This is a genomic window from Paenibacillus sp. 1-8 (genome assembly GCF_056316205.1).
This window is the reverse complement of sequence record NZ_CM149995.1, coordinates 5,431,665-5,448,191: the sequence shown is the minus strand read 5'-3', so window position 1 is coordinate 5,448,191 and position 16,527 is coordinate 5,431,665. Positions and strand designations below refer to the sequence as shown.

Annotated in this window: 19 protein-coding genes and 1 tRNA gene; 16 read left to right on the top strand and 4 right to left on the bottom strand. The window is 45.2% G+C overall.

Annotation, left to right across the window (positions count from 1 at the left end):
• The first annotated feature begins 1,121 nt into the window (after window positions 1-1,121).
• The 11 genes from rpmH (at window position 1,122) to AC0WRU_RS25125 (ending at window position 11,507) form a co-directional block, all read left to right on the top strand.
• A complete protein-coding gene (gene rpmH / locus AC0WRU_RS25175; protein WP_007433250.1) occupies window positions 1,122-1,256 on the top strand; it encodes a 50S ribosomal protein L34 in 135 nt (44 codons plus the stop codon).
• A gap of 263 nt (window positions 1,257-1,519) precedes the next feature.
• Window positions 1,520-1,870: a ribonuclease P protein component gene (rnpA, locus tag AC0WRU_RS25170; RefSeq protein WP_013312817.1), complete on the top strand. Its 351-nt coding sequence runs from the start codon at window positions 1,520-1,522 to the stop codon at window positions 1,868-1,870.
• A gap of 71 nt (window positions 1,871-1,941) precedes the next feature.
• Window positions 1,942-2,814, top strand: a complete 873-nt coding sequence (locus tag AC0WRU_RS25165; protein WP_476126764.1) for a YidC/Oxa1 family membrane protein insertase — start codon at window positions 1,942-1,944, stop codon at window positions 2,812-2,814.
• Complete coding sequence (gene jag, locus AC0WRU_RS25160; protein ID WP_476126763.1) at window positions 2,811-3,569, top strand: RNA-binding cell elongation regulator Jag/EloR; 759 nt, start codon at window positions 2,811-2,813, stop codon at window positions 3,567-3,569. The genes AC0WRU_RS25165 and jag overlap by 4 nt, the downstream gene beginning before the upstream one ends.
• Before the next feature lie 123 nt (window positions 3,570-3,692).
• A complete protein-coding gene (mnmE, locus tag AC0WRU_RS25155; RefSeq protein ID WP_476126762.1) occupies window positions 3,693-5,069 on the top strand; it encodes a tRNA uridine-5-carboxymethylaminomethyl(34) synthesis GTPase MnmE in 1,377 nt (458 codons plus the stop codon).
• 98 nt (window positions 5,070-5,167) lie between these two features.
• Complete coding sequence (gene mnmG, locus AC0WRU_RS25150) at window positions 5,168-7,057, top strand: tRNA uridine-5-carboxymethylaminomethyl(34) synthesis enzyme MnmG (protein ID WP_476126761.1); 1,890 nt, start codon at window positions 5,168-5,170, stop codon at window positions 7,055-7,057.
• Window positions 7,057-7,779, top strand: coding sequence for a 16S rRNA (guanine(527)-N(7))-methyltransferase RsmG (gene rsmG, locus AC0WRU_RS25145; RefSeq protein WP_025683687.1), 723 nt, complete (start codon window positions 7,057-7,059; stop codon window positions 7,777-7,779). The genes mnmG and rsmG overlap by 1 nt, the downstream gene beginning before the upstream one ends.
• A 434-nt stretch (window positions 7,780-8,213) precedes the next feature.
• Window positions 8,214-9,032 carry a nucleoid occlusion protein gene (gene noc, locus AC0WRU_RS25140; protein WP_476126760.1) on the top strand — a complete coding sequence of 273 codons (819 nt, stop codon included), beginning with the start codon at window positions 8,214-8,216 and terminating at the stop codon, window positions 9,030-9,032.
• A 188-nt stretch (window positions 9,033-9,220) separates the two neighbouring features.
• Window positions 9,221-9,982, top strand: coding sequence for a ParA family protein (locus AC0WRU_RS25135; RefSeq protein ID WP_025683689.1), 762 nt, complete (start codon window positions 9,221-9,223; stop codon window positions 9,980-9,982).
• Entirely contained in the window at window positions 9,975-10,817 is an 843-nt protein-coding gene (locus tag AC0WRU_RS25130; RefSeq protein WP_025683690.1) for a ParB/RepB/Spo0J family partition protein, read from the top strand. Before AC0WRU_RS25135 ends, AC0WRU_RS25130 begins: the two co-directional genes overlap by 8 nt.
• 168 nt (window positions 10,818-10,985) lie before the next feature.
• The gene (locus AC0WRU_RS25125) at window positions 10,986-11,507 is read left to right on the top strand and encodes a DUF4446 family protein (protein ID WP_025683691.1); all 522 of its coding nucleotides are present in this window, start codon (window positions 10,986-10,988) and stop codon (window positions 11,505-11,507) included.
• Here the strand turns inward: AC0WRU_RS25125 and yyaC are convergent.
• Window positions 11,461-12,066: a spore protease YyaC gene (gene yyaC / locus AC0WRU_RS25120; protein ID WP_476126759.1), complete on the bottom strand. Its 606-nt coding sequence runs from the start codon at window positions 12,064-12,066 to the stop codon at window positions 11,461-11,463. The two genes, AC0WRU_RS25125 and yyaC, sit on opposite strands and share 47 nt — an antisense overlap.
• 310 nt (window positions 12,067-12,376) lie before the next feature.
• Here yyaC and AC0WRU_RS25115 point away from each other — a divergent pair, with 310 nt between their 5' ends.
• The 3 genes from AC0WRU_RS25115 (at window position 12,377) to AC0WRU_RS25105 (ending at window position 13,709) form a co-directional block, all read left to right on the top strand.
• A complete protein-coding gene (locus AC0WRU_RS25115) occupies window positions 12,377-13,327 on the top strand; it encodes a mechanosensitive ion channel family protein (protein ID WP_476126758.1) in 951 nt (316 codons plus the stop codon).
• Complete coding sequence (locus AC0WRU_RS25110; RefSeq protein WP_025683694.1) at window positions 13,317-13,541, top strand: DUF951 domain-containing protein; 225 nt, start codon at window positions 13,317-13,319, stop codon at window positions 13,539-13,541. The genes AC0WRU_RS25115 and AC0WRU_RS25110 overlap by 11 nt, the downstream gene beginning before the upstream one ends.
• A 77-nt stretch (window positions 13,542-13,618) precedes the next feature.
• Window positions 13,619-13,709 (top strand) — tRNA-Ser (locus AC0WRU_RS25105).
• A gap of 370 nt (window positions 13,710-14,079) precedes the next feature.
• On the opposite strand, the gene AC0WRU_RS25100 is transcribed toward AC0WRU_RS25105, so the two are convergent.
• Window positions 14,080-14,340: an XRE family transcriptional regulator gene (locus AC0WRU_RS25100; RefSeq protein WP_476126757.1), complete on the bottom strand. Its 261-nt coding sequence runs from the start codon at window positions 14,338-14,340 to the stop codon at window positions 14,080-14,082.
• 240 nt (window positions 14,341-14,580) lie between these two features.
• Here AC0WRU_RS25100 and AC0WRU_RS25095 point away from each other — a divergent pair, with 240 nt between their 5' ends.
• On the top strand, window positions 14,581-14,943 hold the full coding sequence (locus tag AC0WRU_RS25095; RefSeq protein ID WP_476126756.1) for a hypothetical protein: 363 nt from the start codon (window positions 14,581-14,583) through the stop codon (window positions 14,941-14,943).
• An 80-nt stretch (window positions 14,944-15,023) separates the two neighbouring features.
• On the opposite strand, the gene AC0WRU_RS25090 is transcribed toward AC0WRU_RS25095, so the two are convergent.
• Window positions 15,024-15,341 carry a hypothetical protein gene (locus AC0WRU_RS25090; RefSeq protein ID WP_025683697.1) on the bottom strand — a complete coding sequence of 106 codons (318 nt, stop codon included), beginning with the start codon at window positions 15,339-15,341 and terminating at the stop codon, window positions 15,024-15,026.
• Between the two features lie 367 nt (window positions 15,342-15,708).
• Window positions 15,709-15,903, bottom strand: a complete 195-nt coding sequence (locus AC0WRU_RS25085) for a YjzC family protein (protein ID WP_476126755.1) — start codon at window positions 15,901-15,903, stop codon at window positions 15,709-15,711.
• A gap of 317 nt (window positions 15,904-16,220) precedes the next feature.
• On the opposite strand from AC0WRU_RS25085, the gene rpsF reads away from it, so the two are divergent.
• Entirely contained in the window at window positions 16,221-16,505 is a 285-nt protein-coding gene (gene rpsF / locus AC0WRU_RS25080; RefSeq protein ID WP_044648139.1) for a 30S ribosomal protein S6, read from the top strand.
• Window positions 16,506-16,527: the final 22 nt, after the last annotated feature.

Below are 16,527 nucleotides of genomic sequence, written 5' to 3'. Positions count from 1 at the left end.
AGACGTCACTCCTTTTAAATCCTGACATTTTGCCGTTTAAGCTGCAGAGAGCTGCTCCCGGTGCTTCGGCAAAATGCCTAAATCCCAAAAATGTTGTTGAAGGCCATAAAAAGACATACCGCCGCCTGAATCATGCGGCAGTGTGGTGAGAGAACGCAGCACAAAATGGTCCTGAAAAATAGCTAATGGAAAAATCCGCTGCTGATCGGCAGAAGAAGGCGATATTTCTCAGGAGGGAATGTGCGGCACGATCCGTTCTCTTGATCCCGCAGGCCAAAACGGGACTTCAATATGTCGAAATCAAATGAAAAATGTAGAATATATCCCCAGAATCCCGAATCCGCACAAAAATAAAAAGATGGATAAATTGAACTTGTTCACAACTTTATCCACAGGGTGTTGATAATATGGAGGGTAAAACAACATATTCACATTCAAAAGTAATATCATCATAGCAAAAGAAGCCTTGTATTTCAATGACTCGTGGTTATTTATCCACAAATTCAATCTGTTGTGTACAATTTTTATTCACAACACAAGATATTGTTTATAATTTGTTCAGTTTTCGACAATAACTCTTTTTCGTCTCAAAATGTTATGCACAAGTTATGACCATTTAAATCACAATTCAGCTCTTTTTGTGGATCTGTGCATAACAGCCGTTGCCTTTTGGTCACAGAGGTCGTTTTTTTTGTTGAAAATTTCCGGTAACGTTTCCGACAATGTTTTTAATAATCGATTACGGTGCTTGGAAATATGCCGATCACAAAATAAAAGACGGTGTAAAGAAATTAGGAAGTAGGAAGGAAGAACGAACCGTAAGGAACAGGAGTGGTGGAAGGAACACAAAATGTAGACAAGCTGATATTGAAGAGGGAAGGTCGAAGAAAATTCACGATAAAAAAGAGCAAAAGAGCGTGGAATAAGTGGACTGGATGAAAGAGCAAAATCTCTGGGCGTAAAAAAGAGGGAGAGGATTGCATGATTTTGGGGAGGGGATTAAGCGGTACATTGACTTTGGCCGCTATTTATGGTTAAATGTACAAAGGTGTTTTTTGTGGAGATTGCTATGTTAGGTATATTCCATATAAAACGTATTCCTTGTAAGGAGGTGCAGTACAATGAGACCGACTTTCAGACCGAATGTCAGCAAACGTAAAAAAGTCCACGGCTTCCGTAAAAGAATGAGCACAAAGAATGGCCGTAAAGTTTTGGCAGCTCGTCGCCAAAAAGGCAGAAAAGTATTGAGTGCGTAATGCGTGCATAAAGACCACTACGGTGGTCTTTTTTTTCATAATGAAGGTATTCATGGGCCGGATCGCTTTCCCTGCGTCTGTAGAAATGCAGTGAAAAAAGAGGGAGAAGCACCGCGTCCTGCTCTATATTAGATGAAGCTTTTGAAAATGAATGTAAAATAAGCGAGATTACCATGGCGGAATGTTGTCCATACTTCTTACTACATAAGAGGTAAGGATTGGCTTGCCGGCATGTGTAAAAGAGATGAGCAAGGAGAAGCGCCGTGCAAAAAAAATTGCGTCTACGAAACCGGGCGGACTTTGGGCGCGTATACCGCCATGGCAAATCTTTTGCCAACCATCAGTTTGTGGTGTACTGGTTCCGCCGCAGAGAGGTAGAGCAGTTCCGCGTTGGAATTTCGGCCAGCAAGAAGATCGGCAACGCCGTAGTCCGTAACCGGATGCGCAGAATTGTCAAGGAAATTGTGCGTCATCATGAGCATGAATTGGTGGAGCAAATTGACCTGATTTTTATCGTCCGCAAGGGAGCGGTTACAATGTCGTATCAGGAGCTGGAGAAAAGCGTGCTGCATGTTCTGCGCAAAGCCTCGCTGCTCAAGTCTTCACGTCGATAGTCAGTATCTTTGTCCTACAGGATATGGTATGATTTACGTTGGAATGGATTGGTTAAGAAAGGGGTTATGAAGTGTCGCGTTTGAAGACTCAACGGGGGAAATGGTTCCTCCTGATTGCCTTATTGGCACTTGTTGCTGTGCTGTCGGGATGTGCCCAGACGGCCCACAATTCTTACACGACGGCAGACTTGGCCAATGGATCTTGGTGGCAAAGATATGTCGTTTACTGGTTTTCGTATGCGCTGGATACATTTGCCCAATGGTTCTCAGGAGAGTATGGCCTGGCCGTACTGATTCTGGTGATTATCGTGCGAACCATTATTTTGCCGCTTACACTCAAGCAAGTACGCAGTTCTAAAGCTATGCAGGCTATTCAGCCGCAATTAAAAGAAATTCAAGCGAAATACAAGGATACGCCTGAGAAAGTCCAGCAAGAGACGATGAGGCTATTCCAGGAAAACAAGGTCAACCCGATGGCGGGCTGTCTTCCTTTGGTCGTTCAGATGCCTATTTTTATCGCGCTCTATAATGCCATTTACTATAACTCGGCATTGCGGGATCATGATTTCTTGTGGCTCCAGTTAGGTAAACCGGATCACTTCTTTATCCTGCCAATTCTGGCAGCAATCACAACATTCATCCAAACCTGGATGATGATGAAAATGAATCCGACTCCGCAGCAGGGACCCATGCAATTTTTGCTGTACGTCTATCCGGTGCTGATTCTGTTCATGTCGTATAACTTCCCATCTGCTTTGCCGTTATACTGGTTCTACAGTAATATTTACACGATTATTCAAAACTATTTCCTTTATCGGAATAAGGATAAAGAAGTTGCGCTGGCAAATGTGAAAACAGCCAGTCTTACGAAAACAGGTTCCTCCAATAGCAATAACAAGAGAAAAGGTGGCAGAAACTCGAAGGGGGCTAAAAAGTCGAGATGACCAAAGTCGTGACTTCAGGAAAAACCGTTGAAGATGCTGTAAAACAAGGACTCTCCCAGTTGGGAGTAAGCCGTGAACGGGTAACCGTAAACGTGTTGGAACAGCCGTCAAAAGGATTCCTGGGGTGGCTGGGGGTCAAAAAGGCGAAGGTAGAGCTTACGCTGCTGTCTGATCCGTCTCCCGAAACCACACACGCGGCTGAACATCATGTATCGGCTCAAGCGCCTGCCGTGGGACAGACTGTTGTTCCGGAAGTGGAATCTGTTATCCAGGAAGTACGTACGAGTAAGGAAGCCTCCACGGAACATGCAGACCCTTATAAAGAAGCTGTACGTTTTATCCACGAAACAGCAGCCGGAATGGGACTGGATGTGGAAGTGGATGTCCGTCACCGCAAGGATGAAAGCATACTGGATATATCCGGTCCGTCGCTCGGCATGCTGATCGGCCGCCGGGGACAGACGCTGGATGCATTGCAGTACCTGACGAATATCGTTGCCAACCGTCATTCTGACAAATTCATCCGGATTGTGCTGGATGCCGAGCAATTTCGCGCACGTCGGCAAAAAACATTGGAAGATTTGGCAGATCGGCTGGCAAACCAGGCTATTCGTTACGGCAAGGAAGTAGTGCTGGAGCCAATGCCGTCACAGGAGCGAAAGCTGATTCACGCCAAGCTTCAACAGCATGCGCTGGTTAGAACATACAGCAAGGGGGACGAGCCGAATCGGCGCGTCGTCATTGCCAAAAAATAATCCGACGCAATGGCTCTCTGCAATGTGCAGAAGCCATTGTTTTTTATATTTCTTGCTGAAACGGTTGCCGTCCTTGATCAAGGACGGCAATGCCGTTTCTACTTGATAGGAGGTAGAAATCATATGCTGAGCGATACCATAGCTGCCATTGCAACAGCTGTTGGCGAAGGGGGCATTGCGGTTGTACGGGTCAGCGGCCCGGAAGCTGTTACGGAAGTGGAAGCTTTGTTCCGGAGCAAAACGCCTCTAAGCAAGGCTCCATCTCACACGGTACATTATGGACATATTATAGATCCTCAAAGCCATGAAAAGGTGGAGGAAGTTCTAGTTACGGTTATGAGAGCGCCACGCTCTTTTACAACAGAAGATGTCATAGAAATCAGTACACATGGCGGGGTTGTAGCCGTCAAACGGGTGATGGATTTACTATTGCTGCAAAATGTACGTTTGGCCGAGCCGGGCGAATTCACGAAGCGTGCTTTTCTGAACGGTCGTATTGATCTGAGTCAGGCGGAGGGAGTCATCGACCTGATTCGCTCGAAGTCGGATAAAGCTTTTTCAGTAGCTTTGAAGCAAGTGGATGGACAACTGTCACAGAATATCCGCCGTTTGCGGCATGTTCTGGTAGAGACACTGGCTCATATTGAAGTGAACATTGATTATCCTGAGCATGATGTGGAATCTTTTACGTCTGAACTGATCAAGGATAAGAGCAGTGAGGTTATGGCGGAAATTGATCGGCTGCTGCATACAGCGGAGCAGGGGAAAATTTTACGTGAGGGCCTGACCACAGCGATTGTCGGAAGACCGAATGTGGGGAAATCCTCGCTGCTGAATACACTGGCTCAGGGCGAACGGGCGATTGTGACCGATATTCCGGGCACGACCCGTGACGTTATTGAGGAATATGTGACGATTAACAGCATTCCTCTGAAGCTGCTGGATACGGCTGGCATTCGGGAAACGATGGATGTCGTGGAACGGATTGGGGTAGAGCGTTCGAGAACAGCGGTCAGTGAAGCAGATCTGCTGCTCATCGTGATTAACGCCAACGAACCGCTGCATGAGGATGAAATGGCATTAATGGAACAAATCCGCGGTAGACAAGCGATTGTCATTATGAATAAAATGGACTTACCGGCCCAAGTAGACCGGGATTTGCTGTTGCGTTATGTTCCCGAAGAGCTTATCGTACCGATGTCTGTAAAGGAAAATGAGGGAGCGGACCGACTGGAGCAGGCTATATCGCAGTTATTCTTTAGTGGTAAGCTGGAATCTGCCGATATGACATATGTCAGCAATGTACGGCATATTGCTTTGTTGAAGAAGGCTCGCCGATCGTTGGTAGATGCCTATGAAGCTGCTGATCAATTTGTTCCGATCGACATGATTCAGATTGATGTAAGGCTGGCATGGGAACATTTGGGCGAGATTGTAGGCGATACTGCGCATGATGCGTTAATCGATCAAATATTTTCACAATTCTGTCTGGGTAAATAGGGACATTGAAGCATGGCTGATATAAGCCTGCTATCGTTATAGATATATAAGAACATATTCGGCGTGAAGACCGGAATGTATAAGGAGGTAAGAGAGATATGGTATATCAAGGAGGCGACTATGACGTAATTGTCGTGGGCGCGGGCCATGCGGGTGTGGAATCCGCCTTGGCAGCAGCCCGGATGGGCTGTCGTACGTTGATGATTACGATTAACCTGGATATGGTCGCGTTCATGCCCTGCAACCCCTCTATTGGCGGTCCTGCCAAGGGGCATGTGGTGCGTGAAATTGATGCTTTGGGCGGCGAAATGGGCCGGAACATCGACAAGACGTTTATCCAAATGCGGATGCTGAACACAGGTAAAGGGCCTGCGGTCCACGCATTGCGCGCGCAGGCTGACAAGTTCTCTTATCAGCATGCGATGAAGGAAACGATGGAAAAGGAACCGAATCTGACCTTGCGCCAGGGAATGGTGGAAGAGCTGATTATTGAAGACGGTCATTGCGTGGGTGTCATCACGAAGACGGGCACAGAGTACCGAAGTAAAGCAGTTGTATTGACTACAGGCACTTATTTACGTGGTAAAATCATTATGGGTGAGCTGATGTATGAGAGTGGGCCGAACAATCAACAGCCTTCATTGAGACTGTCTGAGCATTTGCGTGAGCTGGGCTTTGATCTGGTCCGCTTCAAAACAGGTACGCCGCCGCGCGTGCATAAGGACACGATTGATTTTAGCAAAACCGAAATTCAGCCGGGGGACGATCAACCGAAGTTTTTCTCGTATGAAACGAAGTCTTCGGATAATGAACAGCTTCCTTGCTGGCTGACCTATACTTCAGTGGAAACTCATCAGATTATTAATGATAATTTGCATCGTGCACCGATGTTCTCCGGACTGATTGAAGGAACGGGACCGCGCTATTGCCCATCTATTGAAGATAAAGTGGTACGTTTTAGTGATAAGCCGAAGCACCAAATCTTTTTGGAGCCTGAGGGTAAAAACACATCTGAATACTATGTTCAAGGCTTGTCGACCAGCTTGCCTGAGGATGTGCAATTAGCTGTGTTGCGCTCGATTCCGGGGATGGAAAAGGTAGAAATGATGCGTAACGGCTATGCTATTGAGTATGATGCCATGGTGCCTACGCAATTGTGGCCAACGTTGGAAACGAAAAGAGTACCAGGCCTGTTCACGGCGGGTCAAATTAACGGCACTTCCGGTTATGAAGAAGCTGCGGGCCAAGGGATTATGGCAGGCATTAACGCGGCTCGTAAGGTGCAGGGCAAAGAACCTGTCGTGCTGGACCGCTCACAAGGCTATATCGGGGTTCTGATCGACGATCTGGTGACCAAGGGTACGAATGAGCCTTACCGTTTGCTAACATCCCGTGCAGAATACCGTCTGTTGCTACGTCATGATAATGCGGATCTGCGATTGACTCCAATCGGGCATGATATCGGCCTGATTACGAATGAACGGTACGAGCGCTTTTTGGATAAAAAGCAAAAGGTAGAGCAAGAGATTGAGCGTTTGCGTCTGGCGAAGGTGCGTCCGGTTGATGTAAATGAGATGCTGGAGCAAGGTGGATCTGCACCGATACAGGATGGCAGTAATTTGTTAACCGTGCTGCGTCGACCAGAGATCAGCTATGCGCAAGTGGCACAAATTTCACCTTCGACTGTAGCTCTGACTGAGGAAGAACAGGAGCAGGTGGAAATCCAGATTAAGTATGCGGGCTACATTGAGAAGCAATTGCTGCATGTAGAACGTCTGCAAAAAATGGAGAAGAAAAAGCTTCCAGAGGATATCGTATACGATGAGGTTCAGGGTTTGGCGATTGAAGCCAAGCAGAAGCTTACGAAAATTCGTCCGATGTCGATTGGTCAGGCATCCCGTATTTCAGGTGTGACTCCTGCGGATATTTCCATTTTGCTCGTTTATCTGGAGCACTATAACCGTGTAACGGCAGCAAGGGGATCATAATGGACGCGATACAACAGCAATTTAAGCAGCGACTGGCAGAGCATAGCATTGTGATTAATGACAGTCAGCTAGAGCAGTTCGAAACGTATTACCGTGTGCTGGTTGAGTGGAATGAAAAGATGAACCTGACGGGCATTACAGAGCGTGATGCGGTGTACACCAAGCATTTTTACGATTCTCTTTCGCTGGCCTTTTATGTTCCGTTAAATGATGTGGGAAGCTTGGCGGATATCGGATCGGGAGCGGGGTTCCCAGGTATTCCTTTGAAAATATGCTTTCCGCAGATTCAGTTGACCATTGTGGATTCGTTGAACAAACGCATACAATTTTTGGCGCATGTGGTAGAGCAGCTAGGATTGGAAGACGTGGAGCTGGTCCATAGCAGGGCAGAGGAATTGGGTCGTAAAACGGGATACCGCGACAGCTACGATCTGGTCACCGCCAGAGCCGTTGCCCGTCTTGCGGTACTGAATGAATTTTGTTTGCCTTTTGTCCGTGAAGGGGGTCATTTTGCTGCGATGAAGGGCAGTGATCCGACGGAAGAAATCAAGGAAGCTTCCTATAGCTTGAAAGAGCTTAAAGGGAAGATTAAGCATATTCAGGCTTTTCAGTTACCTGTGGAGGATGCAGCCAGGCATATGATTATTATTGAAAAAAGAGCAGCTACACCACGGAAATATCCGCGTAAGCCGGGTACGCCTTTAAAAACACCGTTAGTGTAACCAATTGAAAGAAAGTGAATGTTTCACGTGAAACATTCACTTTTTTTATGACTTGCAATGCTCTTAACATAAATAACGTATAGATGCAGAAGGTCTTTATTTACGGCGTAGAGAAACATGGATAAATAGGCATCTGATTGGGTGTACAATTTATTCTCTGATCCTTCCGAAAAGCTGGTAGAGACGATAGGATTATGGCTGGAAAAGTGATAGAATAGAGATAATCGTTTTTGATGTAAGTTGACTGCTTCCCGTACCGTTCAATTCAGATATACATAAGGGGGAGCAGGACAACAATGCCAGGGAGAATACGTGGAGTGTACCCGGTTACGGCGCTGTTTCATATAAAAGGGTCTACGATCCGCGTAAGGAACTGTTTTTCACGAAGCGCTGTTAGTATGGTGCTATTATGAAATTAGGTGGTATTATACGGAATGAAAGAACAATTTTCCAAGCTATTTGGTTTGACGGAGCGATCTACTGGGGACGAAATAAAACAAATTCCAGTTCGGGATATTGTCAGCAGTCCTTATCAGCCCCGCACCATATTTGACGACGAGAAGATTGATGAGCTATGCCAGACCATCAAGACGCATGGTGTAATTCAGCCGATTGTCGTTCGTTTCCGTAATGGACAATACGAAATTATAGCAGGGGAACGTCGATGGAGGGCTGTCACCAGGCTGGGGATGGATACCATTCCAGCCATTGTTCGTGAGTTTAATGATTCACAAGCTGCTTCTATCGCGTTGATTGAGAATCTTCAAAGGGAAGGGCTAACATCGATTGAAGAGGCTGTAGCTTATCAGAAGCTGATTGATCTGCATCAGCTCACCCAGGAAAGTCTCGCTCAGCGACTTGGCAAAAGCCAATCCACTATTGCTAATAAGATACGGCTGCTTCATCTGCCAGAGAGAGTGAAAAATGCTCTAATGGAACGGAAAGTGTCCGAGCGTCATGCCCGTGCGTTATTGTCATTAGGGACTGAAGAGCTACAGTATAAGGTTCTGGATGAAGTCATCGCCAAGGAACTCAATGTGAAGCAGACAGAGGCGAGAGTCGCCTTTTATAAACAAGTGTCCACGATGAAGAAATCCAAGCGGATTTCCTTTACCAAGGATGTCCGGCTTGCGCTGAATACGATTCGTCAATCCATTGATATGGTGTCTGGCTCCGGCTTGGATATCAAGACCAAGGAATCCGACCATGAGGATCACTATGAGATTGTCATTCAAATTCCCAAACGTAAGTAAGGGGTGAAGCGTACAGGCGGCAGCAATTGCCGCTTTTTCTGTCTAACGCCAATTAAAGCCGCAGCATACTCGTATTCTATTGATAAAATTGCCGTTATCCGTAAGCTAATAATGGAGAATCGTCTTAATAAAGGATTTTGCAATAATGAAATATAGCAGGATTCCGATTAAAGTATGAGGTGAATGAAGTGTCAAAAATAATAGCCGTAGCCAATCAAAAGGGCGGAGTGGGCAAAACAACTACTTCCGTGAATTTGGGCGCCGGACTTGCTTCCCTCGGCAAAAGGGTATTGCTCGTGGATATCGACCCGCAAGGTAATACAACGAGCGGTGTGGGTATCAATAAGGCGGATGTGGCAAATTGTATTTATGATGTACTCATTAATGAGGTTGATCCTAGCGAAGCGATTGTCAGTACACAGATTGAGGGTCTGGATATTATTCCGGCCACCATTCAACTGGCAGGAGCGGAAATCGAGTTGGTGCCGACCATTTCTCGTGAACTCAGGTTAAAAAGATCACTCCAGCTCGTCAAGCATAAGTATGATTATATATTGATTGATTGCCCTCCATCGTTAGGGATTTTGACACTTAATTCTTTAACGGCCTCTGATTCGGTCATTATCCCCATTCAATGTGAATATTACGCATTGGAAGGTTTAAGTCAGCTACTGAATACTGTGCGATTGGTGCAAAAGCATTTGAATACCTCACTGCAAATTGAAGGCGTGCTGCTGACGATGTTTGATGCCCGTACCAACTTGGGTATTCAGGTGATTGAAGAAGTGAAAAAGTATTTTCAAAGCAAGGTTTATCAGACGATTATTCCACGCAATGTGAGACTCAGTGAAGCACCATCACATGGCCAGTCCATTATTACGTATGATCCCCGCTCCCGTGGGGCAGAGGTATATATTGAGTTGGCAAAGGAAGTGGCATCTTATGAGTAAACGGTTGGGAAAAGGGCTGGATGCACTCATTCCCTCCCTTACGGTCAATGATGAGGACAAGGTTGTTGACATTCCGCTTAGTCAGTTGCGTGCAAATCCGTACCAGCCTCGAAAAACGTTTGATGAGGAATCGATTAAAGAACTGGCAGAATCCATTCGTCAGCACGGTGTTATTCAACCTATTATTGCGCGTAGTGTATTAAGAGGCTATGAAATTATTGCAGGTGAAAGAAGATACCGGGCTTCCCAATATTGTGGGAATTCGACGATACCTGTGGTTGTTCGCAATTTTACGGATCAGCAGGTAATGGAGATTGCCCTGATTGAGAATTTGCAACGTGAAAATCTGAATGCGATGGAAATAGCAGTAGCCTATCAGGGATTAATGGATCAGTTCTCGTTAACTCAAGAGGAATTGTCCTTGAAAGTGGGCAAGTCGCGCTCTCATATTGCGAATTTCCTTCGTTTGCTTGCATTACCGGAGGAAGTTAAGGATCATGTTTCACGTGGAACATTATCTATGGGACATGCCAGAGCGATTGTTGGGCTCAAAGATCCGGACATGGTGAAGCAACTGGCGACACAATGTATTGAGCAGCAGTGGAGTGTCCGGGAGCTGGAAGAAGCTGTACAGCAGTTGGATCATAAGTCTGGTGAAGCGAAGGCCAAGCCCAAGGTGAGAAAAAAGGACCCTTTTATTGATCATATGGAAGAGTCCTTGCGTGAGCGTTTTAAAACAACTGTGAAAATTAAGCATAACAAGGATAAAGGTAAAATCGAATTAAATTATTACAGCCAGCAGGATTTGGAAAGACTACTGGAACTATTGCAGTAGTCTGTATGAAATAGGACATGTCTCCTTGGTCGAAACGGGAAGCGAGATATGTCTTTGCTTTGTCTGGATGTGTAGGAATCAGAATAGTCTGGATGGATAAACTCAAACGTATAAAATAAGAGGTATGCAGTGACATGATTTTTGAGGTAGAGGAGTAGAAGCAAGCATATGGCTGAATTGAACAGACTAATCATGGAACAGCTTGCCGGAATCGTTGCAGGAATTGTGCTGATTTTGCTCATCCTGTTGATTGTTATCATTGTGCAGGGTGCAAAGTTGAAGAAGATGCGGCGAAAGTATGAAACCATGATGGCAGGCAGCGGTGTTGAAAACTTGGAAACGCTGCTGATTGATTTGAAGGTGCAAATGGATACGATTGAGGATGAGCAGGAGGCCCATCGTGCAAGTATGAAATCTCTACGCAGTAAACTGACAGGCCTGAAAGGACATATAGGCATCAAACGCTATAATGCCTTTGGCGAGCGAGGAAGCGATCTAAGCTTCTCCTTGGCTATTGTAGATGACAATCAGGATGGCATCGTATTAACCGGTATTTATAACCGGGATGGCTCTTATGTGTATGCCAAGCCCCTGGAAGCGGGGCAGTCATCCTATTCCTTATCTCCTGAAGAGAAAGAAGCCGTTACTCTTGCGCAGCAAGCAGGACGGAACGGTAATGCCACTCCTTAATCGCAGAGTATAAGCTGCCAGCAATGATATCTGATAATTTCATTACCAGATTTAGTCTTGTATTTTGCAACACAAAGTATTCCATAAAGCCGCCGACGTTAACGATGCCTGTCAAATGGATATCGCCGACCGGCGGTAATTCTTTATTTACCCCCGCTCCAGGCTTCAAAGGCCCGTCCGCAACCTGAATGCATCCGACGCTGGAGGTTTGTCCAAGACATGCGTCTATGCCGATGATATAGGGCTGGTCGTACCGGGTGTGTATGCCGTCCAGTGTTGTTTGCAGATTCATAGCATGTACTGGCTCCTCCAATGTTCCGTAAAGGTGAAAGAGCGGGCTTTTATAGCGAGACAAATGAGTACCTACGAGCGGGCCGAGACAATCTCCAGTAGAACGGTCGGTGCCGATGCAAATAATAACGATATTTTCCAGACTGGGCGCCTGATGCAAATGGAACAGCAAACGATGGCTGATGGCTGATTGGATCCCGGGGTCGGTGTGTGATATTTTTAAGCTAAGGGGTTCTTGCCCCGGAATGAAGTCAGATGGATGAGTCATGGAATCTTCCTTTCGCTCTGTAATGGAGTGTGCAGGTTGCGCTCGCTTTATATAGACAGTTAGCTGTTGGCATCGCATTGATCAGAGATGAAAACCAGCAGTAAACTGCCTTAGAGAATAACAATTAGCCTGCGGGTAACATTTATTCTCAAGATAGTAGCTAGTATATGGATAAGTTTGGGCTTTTATACTCGGGGGAAGTAGATTATTCATAGCAACATGAATGAAGGCAGTAGATGGGCTTATGTAGTAGAAAATAGAATTTGGGAACCCAGAAGAGTAGGTCCCTTGTGTAAGGAGGAGCAACAGAATGACCTTAATGCGTTGGTTGGAGAACAATACAGGGACGGCTACTGTTGTAAAGGATGCGATACACTGGAAGGATGTTATATGGAGATGGCTTACAGATAGTGCGATGTGGTCGACCTTGTTGTTTGTGATTTTGAAGATTGCTATTATTTTCATCATTACACGTATCTTTATTCGGGTTATTAATAAAATTATAGATAAGTCGATGCAGCAAAAGGGAGAGAACGGCAGATTTCGATTGAATACCCGGCGGTTAACTACCGTTGGGGAACTGCTGAAAAATGTAACCAATATCGTATTCAATTTTATTCTGATTATGCTGGTATTGTCTCAGATGGGCATTAATCTCGGACCTCTGATTGCCGGAGCCGGAGTGCTTGGATTGGCCGTTGGTTTTGGGGCGCAGAGCCTGGTCAAGGATGTGATTACCGGATTCTTTATCATTTTCGAGGATCAATTTGCCGTAGGAGACGTTATTCAGACAGGAACCTACAAAGGTACAGTAGAAGTGATTGGGCTACGTACAACCAGGCTGGTGAGCTGGAAAGGGGAGGTTTACATTTTACCTAACGGCTCCATTACGACGGTTACGAACTTTTCCATGTCCAATTCGTTGGCGGTGGTAGATGTACCGATGAAGGCAGAACGTACTCTGGAGGAAGCTGTTGATTTGGTAAAACATGCGATTCGAGGAATTGAAGAATCCAATGTACAGGTGCTGAATATACCGGATGTTCTGGGGGTCCAATCCATGACGACATCTGAGTATATTGTGCGTATTGTGGCGGAGTGTATGCCGAATACAGGTGCTGCGGTAGAGCGTGATATTCAGAATAACATCAAGAAGGCACTAGAGGATGAGGAACATCGTCAGAGCGCGCTGGAGACGGCGGTAACCCTCGAGAAGGAAGACGAGCAGGAAAGAAAAGGGGGAGAGAAGGGTGGAGCGTAAGTCGTTTGAACTGGGGGACATTGTGCAGATGAAGAAGCCCCATCCCTGCGGAACGAATGAAATGGAAATTATCCGCATGGGTATGGATATTCGGATCAAATGTGTCGGTTGCCAGCACAGTGTGCTAATTCCGCGTGCCAAGTTCGAAAAGAATATGAAGAAGGTGCTGCGTTCAAAAGCCAACGCTGACGGACAGAATTCGGAAACGAATTGAGTCGGGGTAACTGAGTGATTTTGGGTAACAATGAACTTGCATCATGGGCACAATGATGATATAATAATCCTTGCTGCGGAAAGGTACCCAAGAGGTCTAAGGGGGCTGACTCGAAATCAGTTAGGCGTCGCAAGGCGTGCGTGGGTTCGACTCCCACTCTTTCCGCCACTAACTTCATTAAATCATAAACCAATCTCTTACATCTATGGATGTAGGAGATTTTTTGTTTTATAGAAAAAATATATAGCTGTATAAACTGAACTTAAAAGTTACATATGCCGCCACTGCGCAGTCGGATAGTGCTTCCCATCGCCATCGTCCCCGGATTTCTAGAATAAAGCCTTTCATCAGGGTAGAAATCCGGGGAAGTGATGCTTCCGAAGCGAGCTTTCCTACGGAAAGCTTTGAAAGCGGCCGCTTCGCTTGTACAGCACCATTCCGCCTACTCCGTTTTAAATGTGCATTTTTAAGTTCAGCTTATTCATCATGTAATAAATTTATGTAAACTGAAAAAAAATGAGCGCTGCCCCAAAGCGGGTTAGCGCTCATTCTCTATGTTTTTAGGAACGTACTGAATGATGTCTTCAATACCAAAAGTTTTTTCCACACCGTGGCTATGAGCAAATTCATTAATCGCGTTTAAGATATTTACCAGCGTATCTAGCTTAATGGTTTTCGTATCACCACTTGCAAGATCAAGAATAGTCGCAGGTCGTGTTTTGGATTCAACTGCTATTTTGTTCCTCGTAGCTCCGATATCTTCGAGCGTTTCACTTAATCTAAAGTTGATTTGACCCATGACACAAGCCTCCTTGAGAATAAATTGCAACTTTATAAGTTATTAAATTAGTTTTCCTATTGATGTTGTTATTATATCCTATCCTCCCTTTATCGTAAAACTTTTTTCGTATATTCTATTGACGTACTACTTACAGAGTAGTACTATATTATTACTAATAAAGTATTACTAACTAAGTAAAGTGTTAACTTTCTTTAGGGAAGAATGAACGATTTTGAAAGAGGAGGGGAGATTTTATAAATGGATTCATTAAAACTGGAACAGGCGGCTATGGTGTATGGACCTTATGATCTGCCACATGTGTACGAGATATTCGAGGGAGTTGTTTATGAGGGCTGTTATTTCTTTTATCTCGAAAATGGCGCTTTGTGCTTACGTCATGTACAAAAGGTGGAACTGCCGTATCATACGCACCTTTATGTAGAAGGAGAGTATGGAGGGCTTCAACTGGCGAGAGGGGTACAGCGTGAAATTACGGAGGTTGTCACGGACATTATTCGGTACTGGAGAGATAAGAGCGGACTGGCTTTTTTATTCGATGAATTACTTTGTCTGCCGGGGAGGGGAGATATGGAACTGGACCTTTTGAGGAACAGAGGATGAACGATGAGGCACGTATACAATAAAGAAGGTGCCCTTGAACAGTGACAGGATATCATCTGTTCAAGCGCACCTCTTTGTTGTTATAGCTGGTTTGGCGGGTAGTTATAGCGTTTTGTTTTTTTCGAGCCGGAGATCATCAGAAGGATTGCTGCGATCAAATGGAGAATCCAGCCCAGAACAGGTATCCAGGCCAGTAAAGAGGTCAATATCCCCCATACAGAGCCATAGATCGCTTCCTGATTGCGTAACGACAGGATGAGTGTCACTGCATGCAGGACAAGCATGAATCCCAGAGCCGAGTAACCGGTCCCCATGACAATAGCTCCTCCCACAATCGGTACGGCAAGCACCAATTCGAATATACCTGATATCCACTTTAATATTCGAGAATAGCTCATCTTTAAACCTCCGTAGATAGTAGGTCTTTGTACTTGGATATATTCTAGCAGAAGGAGCTGGATTAATCTGCATTTTACCAGTATATGCAAAAAGTCCGATAATGCAACAAAGGAGGACCTCAAAGGTCCTCCATCGTAGGCGATACATTTTTAACAGGATACGATCTGTCCAATCACATCACGAAACTCGGTGTACTGACAAGCAATACCAGTGTTGAAAAGACAGTGTCCTCTTACACAAACCTAACGCTTCTAATGCCCGGAATGGATCTCCTAACAGTTTGTCCGGCTACGTCATCCAACGGAACCACACCTCTCTGTTGTATCGCCTGATTATAATATGGCCCGAATGTCGAGGAAATATACATTAATGAACGCGGGCTTTCGTTTTTTTCTTCCATTTGCGATTATGGTTGGCCGTCTCCGGAAAAGTTTCGCCTCTTTCGAGTGTCACTTGCTGCGGGTTTTGAATTTCGGTATGAAAGCTTTTTTCTCCGACTTCCATATATACGCCGTCATTTGGCGCTTTGTCGCCTGGCTCAAATTCGGTTTTTTCACCCATAAGATTGTTCCTCCTTTACTACATGGATTTGAACTGCAACGGTTATTGTTCGCTGACATGAGCAGAAACATGCGGGAACAACAACACGGGATTTCAGAAAATTGAGTTATTTCCTATATATAGATAAATTATACTGTACCTATAAAATCATAGAAAATGGGATGTGTGCAGCTAAATTAACGGATTTACATCCAATGAACTCAATTGCTGGTTGCAATCAGTTGCTGGATTTGGTAAACTGTTTTAGTGCGAGTTTAGGCTCGTTCCTTGCTCTCAACCAAGATTGAGGGCCTTATGTCCATAAGGAGGTGTAAAGAATGCGCAAATATGAAGTGATGTACATTATTCGTCCTGACATTGAACAAGAAGCTGTTCAAGCGGCAGTCGATAAATTCCAAGGTATCATCTCCAACGGCGGTGGCGAAATTACGAGTCACGATGTAACTAAACGTCGTCTTGCGTATGAGATTAAGAAATTCCGTGATGGTTCTTTCGTTCTGGTAAACTTCACAGCAGAACCTGCTGTAGTTGCTGAGCTTGAGCGTCTCATGAAAATTTCTGACGAAGTAATTCGTTATCTCATTACGAACGACGTAGCTTAATTATTGTACGTGATTATGTAAT